The 13324-nt window shown below is 56.4% G+C and carries 10 protein-coding genes and 1 pseudogene; 3 read left to right on the forward strand and 8 right to left on the reverse strand.

Features of this window, described 5'->3' with window-relative positions; genetic code table 11:
* Positions 1-56 precede the first annotated feature (56 nt).
* From ACLI1Q_RS06970 to ACLI1Q_RS06980, 3 genes are all read right to left on the reverse strand, one after another.
* Positions 57-854, reverse strand: coding sequence for an ATP-binding protein (locus ACLI1Q_RS06970; protein WP_349837246.1), 798 nt, complete (start codon positions 852-854; stop codon positions 57-59).
* A 2-nt stretch (positions 855-856) separates the two neighbouring features.
* Complete coding sequence (gene istA / locus ACLI1Q_RS06975; protein WP_411696935.1) at positions 857-2491, reverse strand: IS21 family transposase; 1635 nt, start codon at positions 2489-2491, stop codon at positions 857-859.
* A gap of 631 nt (positions 2492-3122) precedes the next feature.
* Complete coding sequence (locus tag ACLI1Q_RS06980; RefSeq protein WP_284772339.1) at positions 3123-6476, reverse strand: AAA family ATPase; 3354 nt, start codon at positions 6474-6476, stop codon at positions 3123-3125.
* A gap of 337 nt (positions 6477-6813) precedes the next feature.
* Between ACLI1Q_RS06980 and ACLI1Q_RS06985 the strand changes: the two are divergent.
* From ACLI1Q_RS06985 to ACLI1Q_RS06995, 3 genes and pseudogenes are all read left to right on the forward strand, one after another.
* Positions 6814-8031, forward strand: a pseudogene (locus ACLI1Q_RS06985) (IS3 family transposase).
* A gap of 186 nt (positions 8032-8217) precedes the next feature.
* On the forward strand, positions 8218-8709 hold the full coding sequence (locus ACLI1Q_RS06990; RefSeq protein WP_005283185.1) for a YbjN domain-containing protein: 492 nt from the start codon (positions 8218-8220) through the stop codon (positions 8707-8709).
* Positions 8702-9223 carry a YbjN domain-containing protein gene (locus ACLI1Q_RS06995; protein ID WP_284771495.1) on the forward strand — a complete coding sequence of 174 codons (522 nt, stop codon included), beginning with the start codon at positions 8702-8704 and terminating at the stop codon, positions 9221-9223. Before ACLI1Q_RS06990 ends, ACLI1Q_RS06995 begins: the two co-directional genes overlap by 8 nt.
* Positions 9224-9357: 134 nt before the next feature.
* Here the strand turns inward: ACLI1Q_RS06995 and ACLI1Q_RS07000 are convergent, their stop codons facing one another.
* From ACLI1Q_RS07000 to aroQ, 5 genes are all read right to left on the reverse strand, one after another.
* Positions 9358-10212, reverse strand: a complete 855-nt coding sequence (locus tag ACLI1Q_RS07000) for a PPK2 family polyphosphate kinase (protein WP_284849660.1) — start codon at positions 10210-10212, stop codon at positions 9358-9360.
* A 90-nt stretch (positions 10213-10302) separates the two neighbouring features.
* Complete coding sequence (nusB, locus tag ACLI1Q_RS07005) at positions 10303-10941, reverse strand: transcription antitermination factor NusB (RefSeq protein WP_284771493.1); 639 nt, start codon at positions 10939-10941, stop codon at positions 10303-10305.
* 9 nt (positions 10942-10950) lie between these two features.
* Complete coding sequence (gene efp / locus ACLI1Q_RS07010) at positions 10951-11514, reverse strand: elongation factor P (RefSeq protein ID WP_023017433.1); 564 nt, start codon at positions 11512-11514, stop codon at positions 10951-10953.
* Between the two features lie 139 nt (positions 11515-11653).
* Positions 11654-12760: an aminopeptidase P family protein gene (locus tag ACLI1Q_RS07015; RefSeq protein ID WP_284771492.1), complete on the reverse strand. Its 1107-nt coding sequence runs from the start codon at positions 12758-12760 to the stop codon at positions 11654-11656.
* 133 nt (positions 12761-12893) lie between these two features.
* Complete coding sequence (gene aroQ / locus ACLI1Q_RS07020) at positions 12894-13322, reverse strand: type II 3-dehydroquinate dehydratase (protein ID WP_284771491.1); 429 nt, start codon at positions 13320-13322, stop codon at positions 12894-12896.
* Positions 13323-13324: the final 2 nt, after the last annotated feature.

Consider the following 13324-nt stretch of genomic DNA (forward strand, 5'->3'; position numbering starts at 1 on the left):
GGCGGTACCAGGTACCGGGGTGGCGGTAGCCGCCCGGTAGCCGGTTTTACCCCCGCTTATCGTTTGGACCGTTGACGTTGCTTGAGCTGTTTGCTAAGTGTTCCCCTTTCTTCTTGGAAGTCGTCACGGGTGCGCATGTCTTCACCGATGAGGGTGAGTTTGCTGCCGTTGTTTGCAAGTCGGGATAGGACAGCGTCGGCGATCGCGTTTTCACTAAAGACGCTGTACCAGTATTCCGGCTCGTGCTGGCTGACGATGACGGTTGAGGAATGCTCCCGCTTGACCAGGAGGTTGAATACCTGGGCTAAGGCGAAGGCAGATACGTCCGTGGCCAGGAAGTCGTCGATGACCAACACAGCCGGCTTTGTCAGTTCCTCAAGGAGGGCTTTGCGCTCATAGGCAGCGTCGGCTGTGGCGTCGAACTCGTCGGCTAAGTCGGCGAGTCTAAAGTAGCGTGCGGTTAGTTTATGCCGGCACGCAGCCACGGCTAGGCCTTGGGCGAGGAAGCTTTTGCCGGTGCCGGTAGCTCCCACGATGGTTAGATCTCTGCCGTAGGTAATCCAGTCGCAGGTAGCTAACCGCTCAATACGGTCTGGAGTGATCCCTCGGTTGCTGTGTGCTTCAAAGCGTTCCAAAGCCGCAAGCGCGTTGGGTAGCTTGGCGGCTTTGACGAGTTTTTCGATTACTTTCGAATCACGTGCAGCTACCTGAGCATCGAGAGCTTCTTTGATCTTGTCTTCAAAGGAGTCCAAGTCACGACTGGGATCGTTGACGATCTCCTGCAGCGTCGTGGCAAACACACGCATCCCGCGAAGAGAACCGAGCAGTTCGAAGTCTTCATCGGTAAGAGCCATGGCTATACCTTCCATTCTTTATCAGTGAAGGCAAACGCCCCGGCCCCGCGTACATGCGACACAGAGTCCGGCGTGTCCGCCGTGGGCTGTTGGCGGTGCGCACGCGTAGTGTCGATGGCCGTCGACAGTGGTACATCGGTGGGCAAATACGCCTGTGCTGCGGCCTGTTTTAGATCCTTGAGCTCTTGGGCTACTTTGTTGACGCTGGGGACTGCTTTGCGCGATAACAGCTGACCACAGGCTTGTTCGAGTTCGATTCGGGAGTAATCCTTCGATAGGTTCAGTACGCCCAGAACGCTAGAATATGCTTGGGCTTCGACTTTACGAGCGTTAAACATCTGGCCGATGAGCTGTGCTGTCGCGGTCCCAATACTTTTCGCCCAGTCTTCCAAGCGTTGCCGGTTCCACTGGGTGTTTAAGTCCTTATGGTTGTCGGGGACATGCTCATCCAAGGTGGAGTAGCCATAATTAGCAGGGGCAATACGATGTGAAGCAACAATCTCACCGTCGTAGAAGACATCCAGATAGTCATCAAAAAGTTGCACGTCGACGAACTTGCCCGCTAGCTTCCACGGCACTGAATACCAGTGATTGGCGATCCGGATGTGGTAGTTCATTGCGACCTTGGACTTCTTCCACCGCGACCACGACCACCGCCGGTCGGGCAATGGGCGCAGCAGCTGTTGCTCATGGTCTTCAAACAACTGGCGACGAGAGATATCCTGCCCGCGGAAGGGACGGCGATCGTTGATGAAATCGCTTTGGTCCTCGAGGGCCTTATTGAGCATGTCGAAACTGTAGAACTCCTGGTCGTCGAGGTATTCCACGCACCATTGCTGGGCAATATCCACGGCCTTTTCAACATTCGCCTTATACCGCGGCCGGTAGCCTTTCGCCGCAGTAATACCTATCTGATAGAAATCGGCAAATGTAGAATACTCCGCAACCGGGATACGCCCCCGCAGCCCACAGGAAATCTGTTGCGTGGCTGTGAGCGCGTTATCCGGGATCAACCGCAGCGGACAACCACCGAAATACTCCAAAGCCGCACGGTGGGCTAAAAGCCACGACCGCATTTTTTGATCCGGCCACGCCGATACATGCATCATCCCTGAGTGCGGCAATGAAGCTACAAACAAGTGCGCGGTAACCCGCTGGCCTGAGACAGGATCCACAACGACCATTCCATCGCCCGACCAGTCCACCATGAGCTCGTCACCGGGATCGTGATTCAGTGGCGCTGACAGCTGATGAACATCGACATAATGCTCAAACAGCGAACAGTACTGTCGATACGAATAATGACGCTGACCAGTACCAACAGGGAACTCCAGGTACTTGGCGTGCGCGACTTTCAACGTCACGCGCTTGCCAGAGACCATCCGCTCAGCAACCTTTTTGAAATCCGGTGCGAGGAACTCCGCATCGTTGCGACGCCGGTTATCCGGAAATAGCTCCTCTAACTGGGCATTCGACAATCCAGCAATCCCACGAGCATCGAGTCGATGGTCCCTTACAACGCGACTGGCCTTATCAATCGTCGACTTCGAGACCCCTAAATCGGCTCGAATCTGGTTCCAGGAACGATTCCCGGCAACCAAGACAAACATGATGGCACGGTAATCCGTCACCACCATCACTCCTTCCACGTGAACGCGACCCACGCGTACACACTGCGTGGGCCATCCACTAAAGAGTGCCTAAAAACTACCCCCGGTACCCGATATCCGCACCGGTCGGTACTCGATACCGCCCTACCGGTACTAAATAGCGTCGCGCGTCAAGTAAACCACCTTCACAAGTCAAGTAGCAAGACTGGCCCAAGGCTGACTCTAGATCGTTAGAATAGATAATTGAATGGGTTCAACACGGCACCGCATAGAAACAAAATCTATTGGAAGCGTTTCACCCATCGCGCCCCGCCCGCTAAAGTTGAATAACGCCGACGCATGCAAGCAGTTTCACTACATCGGGAAAATTATGATTCAGAGCCCAGACCAGTCTGTACCGGAGAGCTCTACTACCGCTTCACGCCCGAATCACAAGGGGAAAGGCCTGCCAAGGAGGCCGCAGCTGCTGCGATTTCCAGTGCACGCGGACGGTTCGCATAGCTCCCCGTCGTCGCCATCATCGACGCCTCAACGAGGCGTCGATTGCCCTCTCCTTGAAGCTCGGACTTCACTACGTCCCCGGCACTGGAATGCCGGATGACTAGGAGTTGTACCGACTCGACTGATAAAGGAACCGTCTCGTCGGAACAGTTCTTACTCAGCGCTTCCACGTAACAAGGGCAACGGCACCAAAGAGGACGGTGCCGAATGCCGCAACCATCCACGCGAGTATCATTAGTCCAAGGAACGCATCTGGGGCACCAACAGCTGCTCCCACGAATATTGCGATTGTTAACGCAAGCAAACCTAGAGCTGAGCGCTTGAACCAGCGTGGGGACTTTCTCTCCTTGCCGGGCTGAGAGGTTTCCGGGACCGGCTTTGTAACTGGTTCGGGCACCGGGAATGCTGCTGCAGGGGTCGACTGAGCTGGTTCCGCTGATGGTGCCGGCGCGTAGGGAGATTCTTGCTTCGGCGACGGTTCCGCGAACCAAGATAAGGATTCATCTTGGCCGTTCTGCTCACGCTGCTGTGTCGCATCTGCCCGGGGTGATGGTTGCTGCTCAGGCAACGGCTCTGGTTGAGCCTGGCGTGTCGGCTCCCATGGTGTATGAGACAGGCTCCAGCCTTGGGGCGGAGCCGAGGCGTCGGCGGCATCCCCAAGCTCAGGATCCGTGTTAGTGTCCGGCTCTACTGCTTCCGTAGTGGTAGACGGCTCGTCGTCCACAATGAATGGGTTAGCCGCCTGCAGATCTGAAACTGTTGCGGCTGCAGCAACATCCGTTTCTTCCTCTTCCTCGCGCAGTTGCTCCTGCGCCCATGCGGCAAAGTCTTCACGCTTCACTAATGGTTTGTTGTAACGCACCGCAAGGCTTGCTTTGCCGTCTTGGGCTGTGAGGTCATCAGTTACGAGGACATCACACCGTGTCTTGGTTACGGACTGCTTGTAGACCAGACCCAACCCCGCGCAAAATTCTTGGAGCACCGGCCCTTGTGGGTAAAGCTGATTGTCAATGATGGTAGAGCCACGGAACGCTACGCGGGTACCTGGGGACAGGACGTCCGCGGCCCGCGCGACATTGTTTTCTACCTCCGCAACTTGCGAACCGGTAGCAGCAGCCGTCGGAGCGGCCTCAGTTTCCTTCACTGGAGCACTGGCTGGTTCCTCTACTACTGCAGCTCCGGTGTCCGCTGCGGGGGCGGGCGCTTCGAGGAACGGACCGTGTTCATACCAGTACTCGAAATCGTCCTGCGAGATGATCGGCTTCCCAAACTCGCGAGCTGCCTGAGCTTTACGAGACATCGATGCTACATCGCGAGCGACGAGAACATCACACCGTGTCTTCGACATTCCCTTCTTGTACTCAAGGCGGCGGGTACGGCAGATGCGGTCAAGGCGCTCGTCATCGGCGGGGCCGCCGAGGAGCTCGTTACGCCCGGTAAAAGCGATACGAGTCCCCGGAACAAGGAGACTAGGGACATCCACAGGGGCATTATCGACCGCTGGCAGCTCCACGGTACGGGTATCGATGCGTGCGACGCGGGCCTGGATGTCGTCGTAAAGCTCCTGCGTCCACAAGCCCCGCGATACCGCCCATGCAGAAAGAAGTTCGGCGCACTCTTCCACCTCCGCGAATGAACGCGGCATCACGGTGCCACCGGACATCGCTGCCCATGCATTATCCGAATCCGTGGCCTGCAGCTGGTCCAAGATCATCGGCGCTTTCGGCGCCCAAGAAGGAATAAGTACTGCGCCTTCGGTTTCCCGTTCTGCGCGGGGAACTAGTTGTCCGCGTGACGGGGCAATCGTGCCATTCTCATAGGCAACCGCCATCGACTCACACCGGCTGACGACGTCATCACCTTCTGGTTCGAAGCTAAAGTCCCCCACCTCGTACCCGATGCCGAGAGCAACATCCATGCCTTTTTCTTGATGACGTACGGCACGCTCGAGCATGGCAAGACGGTCACCAACGACGATGCCATCTTGAGCCTGACGAAGGAGAAGTGGCCAGAAATCTCCTAACGTCGGTGCCATAGCGAGCCCGCCCACCGGAATCTTATAGCGCTGTCCAAATTCCCCGAGGTCAGCCATCGGATTAATCCACGACCCAAAGCTCGCAACCCGATTACCATTTTGATACACAATCGCATGAATTCGTGCGACGTGTTCACTCATGCCAAAATTCACGCCGTTGAATGACACGAGCACCACACGGTCGGTATTGACGCCGCTACTTACTTCTCGTCTGACACGACGGACAAGGGCGTTGTTGGCACGTATGTGACGAGGCTCCACCGGAGTAGAAAAGCGCAGATGTTCCAAATCAACTGCACGTGATAGTGCAACGTAGAACTGCCCATCGGTGGAAGTACCGCCGGCAAGATCAATGTAGAGCTTTGGGATTGTCTTGCCTTGGCTCTTATGGATGGTAATGGCCCAAGCCAAAATGACTGGGAACTGCCTAATCGTTCCAATTGTCTGGCTAACCAAGCGTGAGCCATCAATTCCCGGCCGGTTAATTTCCCACGTGTGTGGGGCCAGGGTGACCACTTCACCAGTCGCGTCAATCCTCACATCGATCTCGTGCCCAGTTGCCCGCACGATCTGACCAAAACTACCGTTGACGAATCGGCCCTTCGGATCATTAATCACCGTCATGACGCGTGCCCCCTCGGCATAGTGAAGTTCGTCCTCACCGCTGAAGGAATTGGCTGGAAGATCTCCCGTACCTTCCGCAACCGATACGAACTTTTCTGAAGGAAGGTTGGCTAGCTTTTGGCGGTTAATCCTTGCCACCGTCGACTTACGCGACGTCAACGTCACCCAGTCATCGGGCGCATCGAAATCGGGAGCAACCAACTGGTTCAGGGTTTCCAGTGATTCTTCGCCGACACGTCCCTCACGAACCTCGTTGAGAAGGTCAATAAACGTTGGGTCAGCCTGACGCCAGACCTGAGTTAGGTTTATTTCTTCCAAGTCCAGCCGAGCGTACACCTGAGCGGAAAAGAAGTAAGGGGTCTCCCACACCGAATTGAAAAGCTCGGCTTCATTCGGAGTGACAACCGGCGGCAACTGCAGCAAGTCACCGACGAGTACGAGCTGCACACCGCCAAAGGGCTTCCCATTCCCGCGGATACGGCAAAGAGCCTGATCCATCATGTCGAAGAGATCGGCACGAACCATCGAAATCTCGTCCACAACGAGAATGTCAGTCTTCTTAAGCACGTCCCATGTCATGGTGGATGGGTGCCACGAACCACCCTTTTCTAGATCGCTCAGGACCATCGATGGCCGAAACCCGAAAGCTCGGTGAATAGTGAAGCCTTCGATGTTCAGAGCAGCGACACCGGTGGGTGCGGTGACGAGTACTTTCTTGCTCCCCGTGTTCTCAAGGAATTCCCGCAACAGCGTGGACTTGCCGGTTCCGGCTTTACCTGAGATGAGAACGTTTCGTCCTGCGCTGATTAAATCGAGAGCTTGGCGAAATTCTTCAGTAAACGTGATTGCCACGATTCCTCCGAGAGAGTGAGCGGGTCCATGAGAGGTTTAACGGTCACTAACTTATCGGAGTCTTCGGACAAGAGGTAATTCGCACCAAACAGTTGTTCGCCTAGAGCACGATCCCACCTACCCCAAAAAATGCACTGTGCCACTCTGTGTCGTCGGTAGCATAGTCTCAGAACTGAATGTCTCTTCCCGCTCTCCTTGAAGCGCCCAAGATACAGGGCCCTTCCACCACTAGCGAGCTGGTCGAAGTTGTTCAGGATCTGGCCGAGACTGAAGTAGCTGAGGTTACCCTCGTTTAGTGGACACCCGATTAGTGCGGATCTTGTGTCCGTAAGAGAGGATGTTCATTGTGAGTCAACAACGCCAGAAATACACACCTGAGTATCGACGCGAAGCCGCGAACCTGGTAATCGAATCGCAGCGCCCAATTGCTCATGTAGCGAAAGAAATTGGTGTCGCACCTGGTCTTTTAGGCCGATGGGTAAAAAATGAGCGTCAACGCCTAAGGATCTTCCGATGGATTAAGCGAGGCTGATCTTCGTGCGGAGAATGCTCGTCTGCGTCGTGAGCTGGCAGAAGCCAAGATGGATAATGAGTTTTTGTCAAAAGCGACAGCCTTCTTCGCTTTAAGGCAACGCGAAGAGAAAAGTTCGAATTAATGCAGCAGGAGAAGGCTAACTACAGCATCAAGCGCATGGCACGCTTGTTGAAGGTATCTCGGTCTGGATACTACAAATGGACCCATATACAGCAGCAACGCTTAACCGGTAAGGATGATCGTGCATCATTTTACGATGATGTTGATCGCAAGATTCATCAGATTTGGAAAGACTCCGATGAGGTCTATGGTGCTCCGCGGATCACCGCAGAGCTAGGTGAGCGCTACCAGATCAGTGTGAATCGCAAGACTGTGGCCAAGCGGATGCGTCTGATGGGCATTGAAGGGATTTCACCGCGTGCTTTTGTGCCGGTGACAACGATTCAATCTAAGCGTAAATCTGCTCTTCCTGACCTGGTAAAGCGCATGTTTGATACCGGCGAGCTCAATCGAGTATGGATGTCAGACATTACCTACCTGCGCACCGGCGAGGGCTGGTTGTACTTATGCGCAGTTCGCGACGGTCATTCCCGCAGGGTACTGGGCTGGGCTATGGATAGCGTGCAAGATACATACCTGGTCGAACGAGCGCTGCGGATGGCACATACACTGCGTAGTGATGTTCCTGAGGGGCTGGTGTTTCACGCTGACCGGGGAACACAATTTACCAGCGAGCAGCTCTGGGACGTGTGCCGCAACCTAGGGGTTGCTCAGTCGGTAGGGCGCACTGGGGTGTGTTTCGATAACGCGATGGCCGAGTCGTTCTGGTCGACGCTTAAGACCGAGTTCTACGACCGGAAACGCTGGGCAACCCGCGATACTGCGCGTCAGGCTGTGGCTTACTGGATTGAAGTAGTCTACAACCGTCGGCGCCGGCACTCCGCCCTCGGGATGGTCAGCCCTGTCGATTTCGAAAATCACATCACCCAAACCAGAAACGAAGAAAAAATCGCTGCCTAACCGCTAGGTAGCTCTACTACGTGTCCACGATTTGCGGGCAACCCCAGTCACGTACTTCGGTCCGCGTGCCGGACTGTGAACAAGACCTGCCGCAATCCTCACTTGCCAGAAAGCGCCGGTGTAGTTAGGTAAACTAGAAAGGGTTGACCATTATCCCCGATTAGTACATGGATTGAGACTACTTACGTGTCTGAAGAACCAACCCTGTATCCCGATACGCCCATTGAGGATGTCACCCTCGAGCGCATCGGTGAGATTTTTGACTCCGAAAAGCTCGAGTACCGCGTAGAAGAACAGACCGTCGGCGAAGGTGAAACGGTAAAGATCCTGCGCACCGGCTTTTCCAATATCGCTATTGCCCTGCAGGTGCGTGACGATGTCCTCGTGGCGGACTCCGTCTGGCGCGGTAATGCCCCAGCCTCGGAGGGCCCACAACTGCTCATGGTTCTCAACAAGTGGAACCAACAGCACTTCGCGCCGACCCTGCGCTTTTTTGAATCGTCCGAAAATAATCTGGCCGTCTCCGGCGTGCGCGAAATCAACATTTCCCATGGCCTGTCCCGCAACCAGATCGGTGCCTTCGTGATGTCCACCTTGGACTCCATGCTGCAGTCCATGGCTTTTGTTGAAGAGCACTACCCACAGCTTGTCACCTGGGAGGAGCATAACCATGACTAATGCATCCACCGCATCTACCGAAAACAATTTGCCCGAGGTCGATCTGGACCGCGTCGTTGCTGCCATGGGCACCTTCGATATTGAGCTAACCAAGGTGGAAGGCGAAATCGACGCCGCCACCGCCAACCTCAATGGCCTGCCCACCATGTTTGCGGTCTTGGATTCCGTTATCATCGTGCGCTGCGACGTGCCAACCGATGCCTCGTTCTCCAAGGCCGATGCCGGGCTCTTCCTCGCTGCCAACCAGATCAACTCTGTCGCATTCGGCGCGCGAGCCGTTATTTCTGAGCACGACGATATGCTCGTCGTCCGCACCGAGCGCGATATTCCCGCCGCCGCCGGAATGACCGATGAGCAGCTTACCACCGCTTTGAAGAAGGCCGTCGACGCCGTCATCAACGGCCAGGACGCCATGGTGTCTGCCGCCGAGGAAATGGCCAAGCTCGGATCTGAAACCGCTGCGAAGGCCGGAAACGGCAGCGAGGAAAACTCCACGCCGTCCGACAACGCTTAAGCCGCCTTACCTAAGGCCTTCTCCCCCGCACTTGTTTCGCCCCGCCTCGCGCATTCGCGTGCTAGGGCGCGGCGACGGTGCGGGGATTTTTGGGGCGCCTTGCCCTCTTGGGCTCTAGGCGCCGCGGCTAGTGCCTAGTCCGCGTCGAGGATGCGCTGCTTTTCTGCCTCCGGATCGAATTCGGGCGCAGGCCACGACAGGTTCAGGTGCCGCAGTGCATCAACAATGAGGTACTTCAAGGCCATGCGCGCGTATTTCTTATTATCCGTGGGGATAACAAACCACGGCGCCCAAAGCTCATCCGTCCGGCGGATGGCATCCTCATAGGCCGCCATGTATTTATTCCAATAGCCGCGCTCTTCAAGATCTGAAGGATCGTACTTCCAGTACTTATCCTCGCGCTCGGTCCGCTCAATGAGGTTTTCCTTTTGGAACTCCGGCGAGATGTGCAAAAAGACCTTCAAGATCTTTACCCGCTTTCCGGCGAGCTCTTGCTCATACTCACGAATCGCCTCAAAGCGGCGGTCGATCTCTTCCTCATCCCCCCACTCGTGCACGCGTTGAATCAGCACGTCTTCGTAGTGGGACCGGTCAAAGGCCACGACTTGCCCAGGAACCGGATCGTGTTTGCGGATGCGCCACAGGAAATCGTGTTTCATTTCCTCTTCCGTCGGCTTGCCAAAACCGACGGTCTTCGTGCCCTGCGGATCAAAGACGGAAAAGACATGGCGAATGGCCCCGCCTTTGCCGGAGGTATCCATTCCTTGCAGGACTACTAAAAGCGAGGGTGCATCATCGGCATGCGCCCTGCCATTAGCAAAAAGGCGCTCCTGCAAATCATAGAGCTCATCGTCATAGTGTTTGAAGCGGTCTTCTAAGTCAGACTTTGAGCCATCGAATCCTGGAGTCGCCGTGGGATCGACATCGGCAAGCTGAAAGGTCTTTCCGGCGCGGAGGTCGAGCGCATCTTTGATCTTAAATTTACCCATGGCAATCATTGTACAAACGCCACGGTTGGGGCCGTGCGAACCGGCTGTCTCCCGCGGCATAGCGCAGCGGGAGACGGGGAACGGTTTGATTTAGGAGTTTTCCTCTTCCGCGTCTGCTTCCGCTTCCGCAGCCGGGGCTGACTCTTCGGGCTCCTCTGACTCCCCTGGCGCCTCTGCGTGCGTCGAAGCCGCAGGGTCCGCATGGGAGTCTTCGGATCCCGCGGCGTCGCTTTCTTCCTCATCGCCGCCGTTATTCATCGGGCTTAGCTCGGAACGAGATTGCGCGACGTCATCCAAGACCGCGTGGATATACGGTGCGGCTTGATCGTGGGAATACTGCGAGGCCAGCTCCACGCCCTCCACGACGGCCGTCGCGGTGGGAACATCCGGATTAAACAATAGCTCCCAGACCGAAAGGCGCAGGATAGCGCGGTCGACGGCGGGGATGCGGTGCAACTCCCAATTCTGGGAAAGGTAACGCGAGATCGTGTCATCGATAGCGTCTAGCTCTTCTGCTACGCCTTGGACGATGACCTTGGTGTAGTCCGCGATGGGCGCTACAGCGTGGCGATCCTCGCGCGCCAAAGCAACGCGATCCTCAACAATGGCGACGGGATCGACGTCCCGGTTCTCCGCTTCATAGAGGATATCCGCTGCGCGCCGGCGCGCCCGGTAGCGCGCGGTATGCCGTTTATGATTGATATCCCGCTTAGCAGTGTTATCAGACAAGATAAGGCCCTAGTTGTTGACGCGGGACAGGTACTCGCCGGTGCGGGTATCGATCTTTAGTACATTGCCGATTTCAATGAACAGCGGGACCTGGATCTCGGCGCCGGTCTCGAGCGTGGCGGGCTTGGTGCCGCCGGAGGAACGGTCACCCTGCAGGCCTGGCTCGGTGTGCTCTACCTTGAGGTCGACGGAGATAGGAAGCTCCGCGAACAATGCCTCATCCTCGTAGAAGGAGACCTGCACGCGCATGTTTTCCAGCAGGAAACGTGCGGCATCGCCGAACTTATCCGGCGAAAGCTCAAACTGCTCGAAGGTCTTTTCATCCATGACGACATAGCTGGTGCCGTCGTTGTACAGGTAGGTCATGTCGCGGCGGTCCACCGTGGCGGTTTCTACCTTGACACCCGAGTTCCAGGTCTTGTCCACGGTCTTTCCGGAGACGACGTCCTTCAGCTTGGTGCGCACGAATGCTGGGCCCTTGCCCGGCTTAACATGCTGAAACTCGGTGATCTGCATCAGCTTGTTGTCAATCTTGAGAACGAGTCCGTTCTTGAAATCAGTAGTATCAGCCATTGCGGTTAAACTCCCGAATATTGTGGTTGAAAGGTTGAAAGCAAAGTATAAGCCTACCGGATAGCCCGCACCCGCAGGCCACCGGTACCCCCTAAAATCTCTTCCCAAGAAAGGGAGGAGCCGCACGGGCCAAGCCTACCTATGCGGGCAGCTCAGTAAAGTCCTTGGAGGCGGCGGTAATGATCTTCGGGGCTCCATCGGTGATAATCAGCGTATCTTCGATGCGCACGCCGCCCTTGCCCGGCACATACACGCCCGGTTCGATGGTCAGCGTCATCCCTGGCGCCAGCTCGCCCTTACCGGTCGTGGCGGCAAAGGGTGCTTCATGCACGTCCAAGCCCACGCCGTGCCCGGTGGAGTGGACGAAGTAGTCGCCGTATCCGGCATCGGCGATAACGTTGCGGCAGGCGGCGTCGACATCGGAAAGCGACGTGCCCGCTACCGCAGCCTCGACGCCGGCCTGCTGGGCGCGCAGCACCACATCGTAGATCTCCTTGGCAAAGTCGTTTGCCATACCCACGACATAGGTGCGGGTGCAGTCAGAGTTAAATCCGCGCAGGTGAGCGCCAAAATCGATGGTAACCAAGTCCCCATCCTCGATCACGCGATCGTCCGCGCCGTGGTGTGGCATGGCAGAGTTCGGGCCAGAGGCCACGATGGTATCGAAGCTCACTCGCTCGGAACCTAGGATGCGCATGCGGAATTCCAGATCGGCGGCAACTTCGCGTTCCGTGCGACCCGCCCGCAGCTCGCCGGCGGCAAGAAGGTCTTCCAAGGCCTGGTTAGCAAGCGCCGCGATCTCCTCCAGCTTTTCTAGCTCTACCGGATCCTTCGTGATGCGGATGTCCTCGATGATTCCAGAAATCGGCACCAAGGTGACCCCATCCGGTGCGGAATCCTTCAGATCTTCCAGTTCCGACACGGACATGTAGTCGGCTTCGAAGCCGACGCGAACCGGGGTCTCATCCTTGTCGAATTGCTGTAGGAGCACCTTGCCCACAGAACGGCCCTCGACCGCCTCAAGATCCGGAACTTCCTGGGCAATCTGGGTGGTATAGCGGCCATCGGTAGCCATCAACGCGGAGAGATCCTTGCGCAGCAGCATCCCGCCGTTGGAACCGGAAAATCCGGACAGGTACCGGACGTGGATCAAGTGGGTTACCAATACCGCATCAATGCGCTGACCGGCTAATTCGGCGGCTAGCTTCCGGCGGCGGTCACTGAAACGGGTATCTGCAAGTGCCATAAAATCATCCTTTGCGGGAACGTAGTGAAGCTTAAAAATTTATTCTTCCACTATAACTATTTCCGCGGCACAGGTGGCTAGGTTCGATGCCTTCTTTCCATCTGCGCCCGAGGGGCATCGGTCTGGCCGGTGATTATTGGCATAGATAGTCCACCGCGGCGCAGTACCCAAAGACTCCCAAACCGGCGACGACGCCGCGGGCAATGGGGCTCAAATAAGAATGGTGCCTAAACTCCTCCCGGGCGTGCACGTTGGAGATATGCACCTCCACGAAGCCGGCGCCATCGGCAATCTCTGCCAGGGCGTCGCGCAGAGCAACGGAGGTATGCGTCAGCCCACCTGGGTTAATGATGACTGCACTTCCGGCATCGGCGGCCTCGTGGACCTTCTCAATGAGCTCGCCTTCAAAATTCGACTGGAAAAACTCGACCTCTGCCCCGTGCTTCTCGGCACGCTTGGAAACCAGTTCTTCGACATCACTTAGCGTCGTGGAACCATAGACGTCCGGTTGGCGCTTGCCCAACCTATTTAAGTTCGGGCCATTGAGAACAACGATTTTCATAT

The sequence above is a fragment of the Corynebacterium limaceinasi genome, from assembly GCF_046717465.1.
GTDB lineage: Bacteria > Actinomycetota > Actinomycetes > Mycobacteriales > Mycobacteriaceae > Corynebacterium.

Excerpts from the sequence above, each read along its gene's own strand:
- ACLI1Q_RS06970 (WP_349837246.1), bottom strand. The coding sequence starts at position 854 with ATGGCTCTTACCGATGAAGACTTCGAACTGCTCGGTTCTCTTCGCGGG.
- istA (WP_411696935.1), bottom strand. The coding sequence starts at position 2,491 with ATGGTGGTGACGGATTACCGTGCCATCATGTTTGTCTTGGTTGCCGGG.
- ACLI1Q_RS06995 (WP_284771495.1), top strand. The coding sequence starts at position 8,702 with ATGACTAATGCATCCACCGCATCTACCGAAAACAATTTGCCCGAGGTC.
- ACLI1Q_RS07000 (WP_284849660.1), bottom strand. The coding sequence starts at position 10,212 with ATGGGTAAATTTAAGATCAAAGATGCGCTCGACCTCCGCGCCGGAAAG.
- efp (WP_023017433.1), bottom strand. The coding sequence starts at position 11,514 with ATGGCTGATACTACTGATTTCAAGAACGGACTCGTTCTCAAGATTGAC.
- ACLI1Q_RS07015 (WP_284771492.1), bottom strand. The coding sequence starts at position 12,760 with ATGGCACTTGCAGATACCCGTTTCAGTGACCGCCGCCGGAAGCTAGCC.
- aroQ (WP_284771491.1), bottom strand. The coding sequence starts at position 13,322 with ATGAAAATCGTTGTTCTCAATGGCCCGAACTTAAATAGGTTGGGCAAG.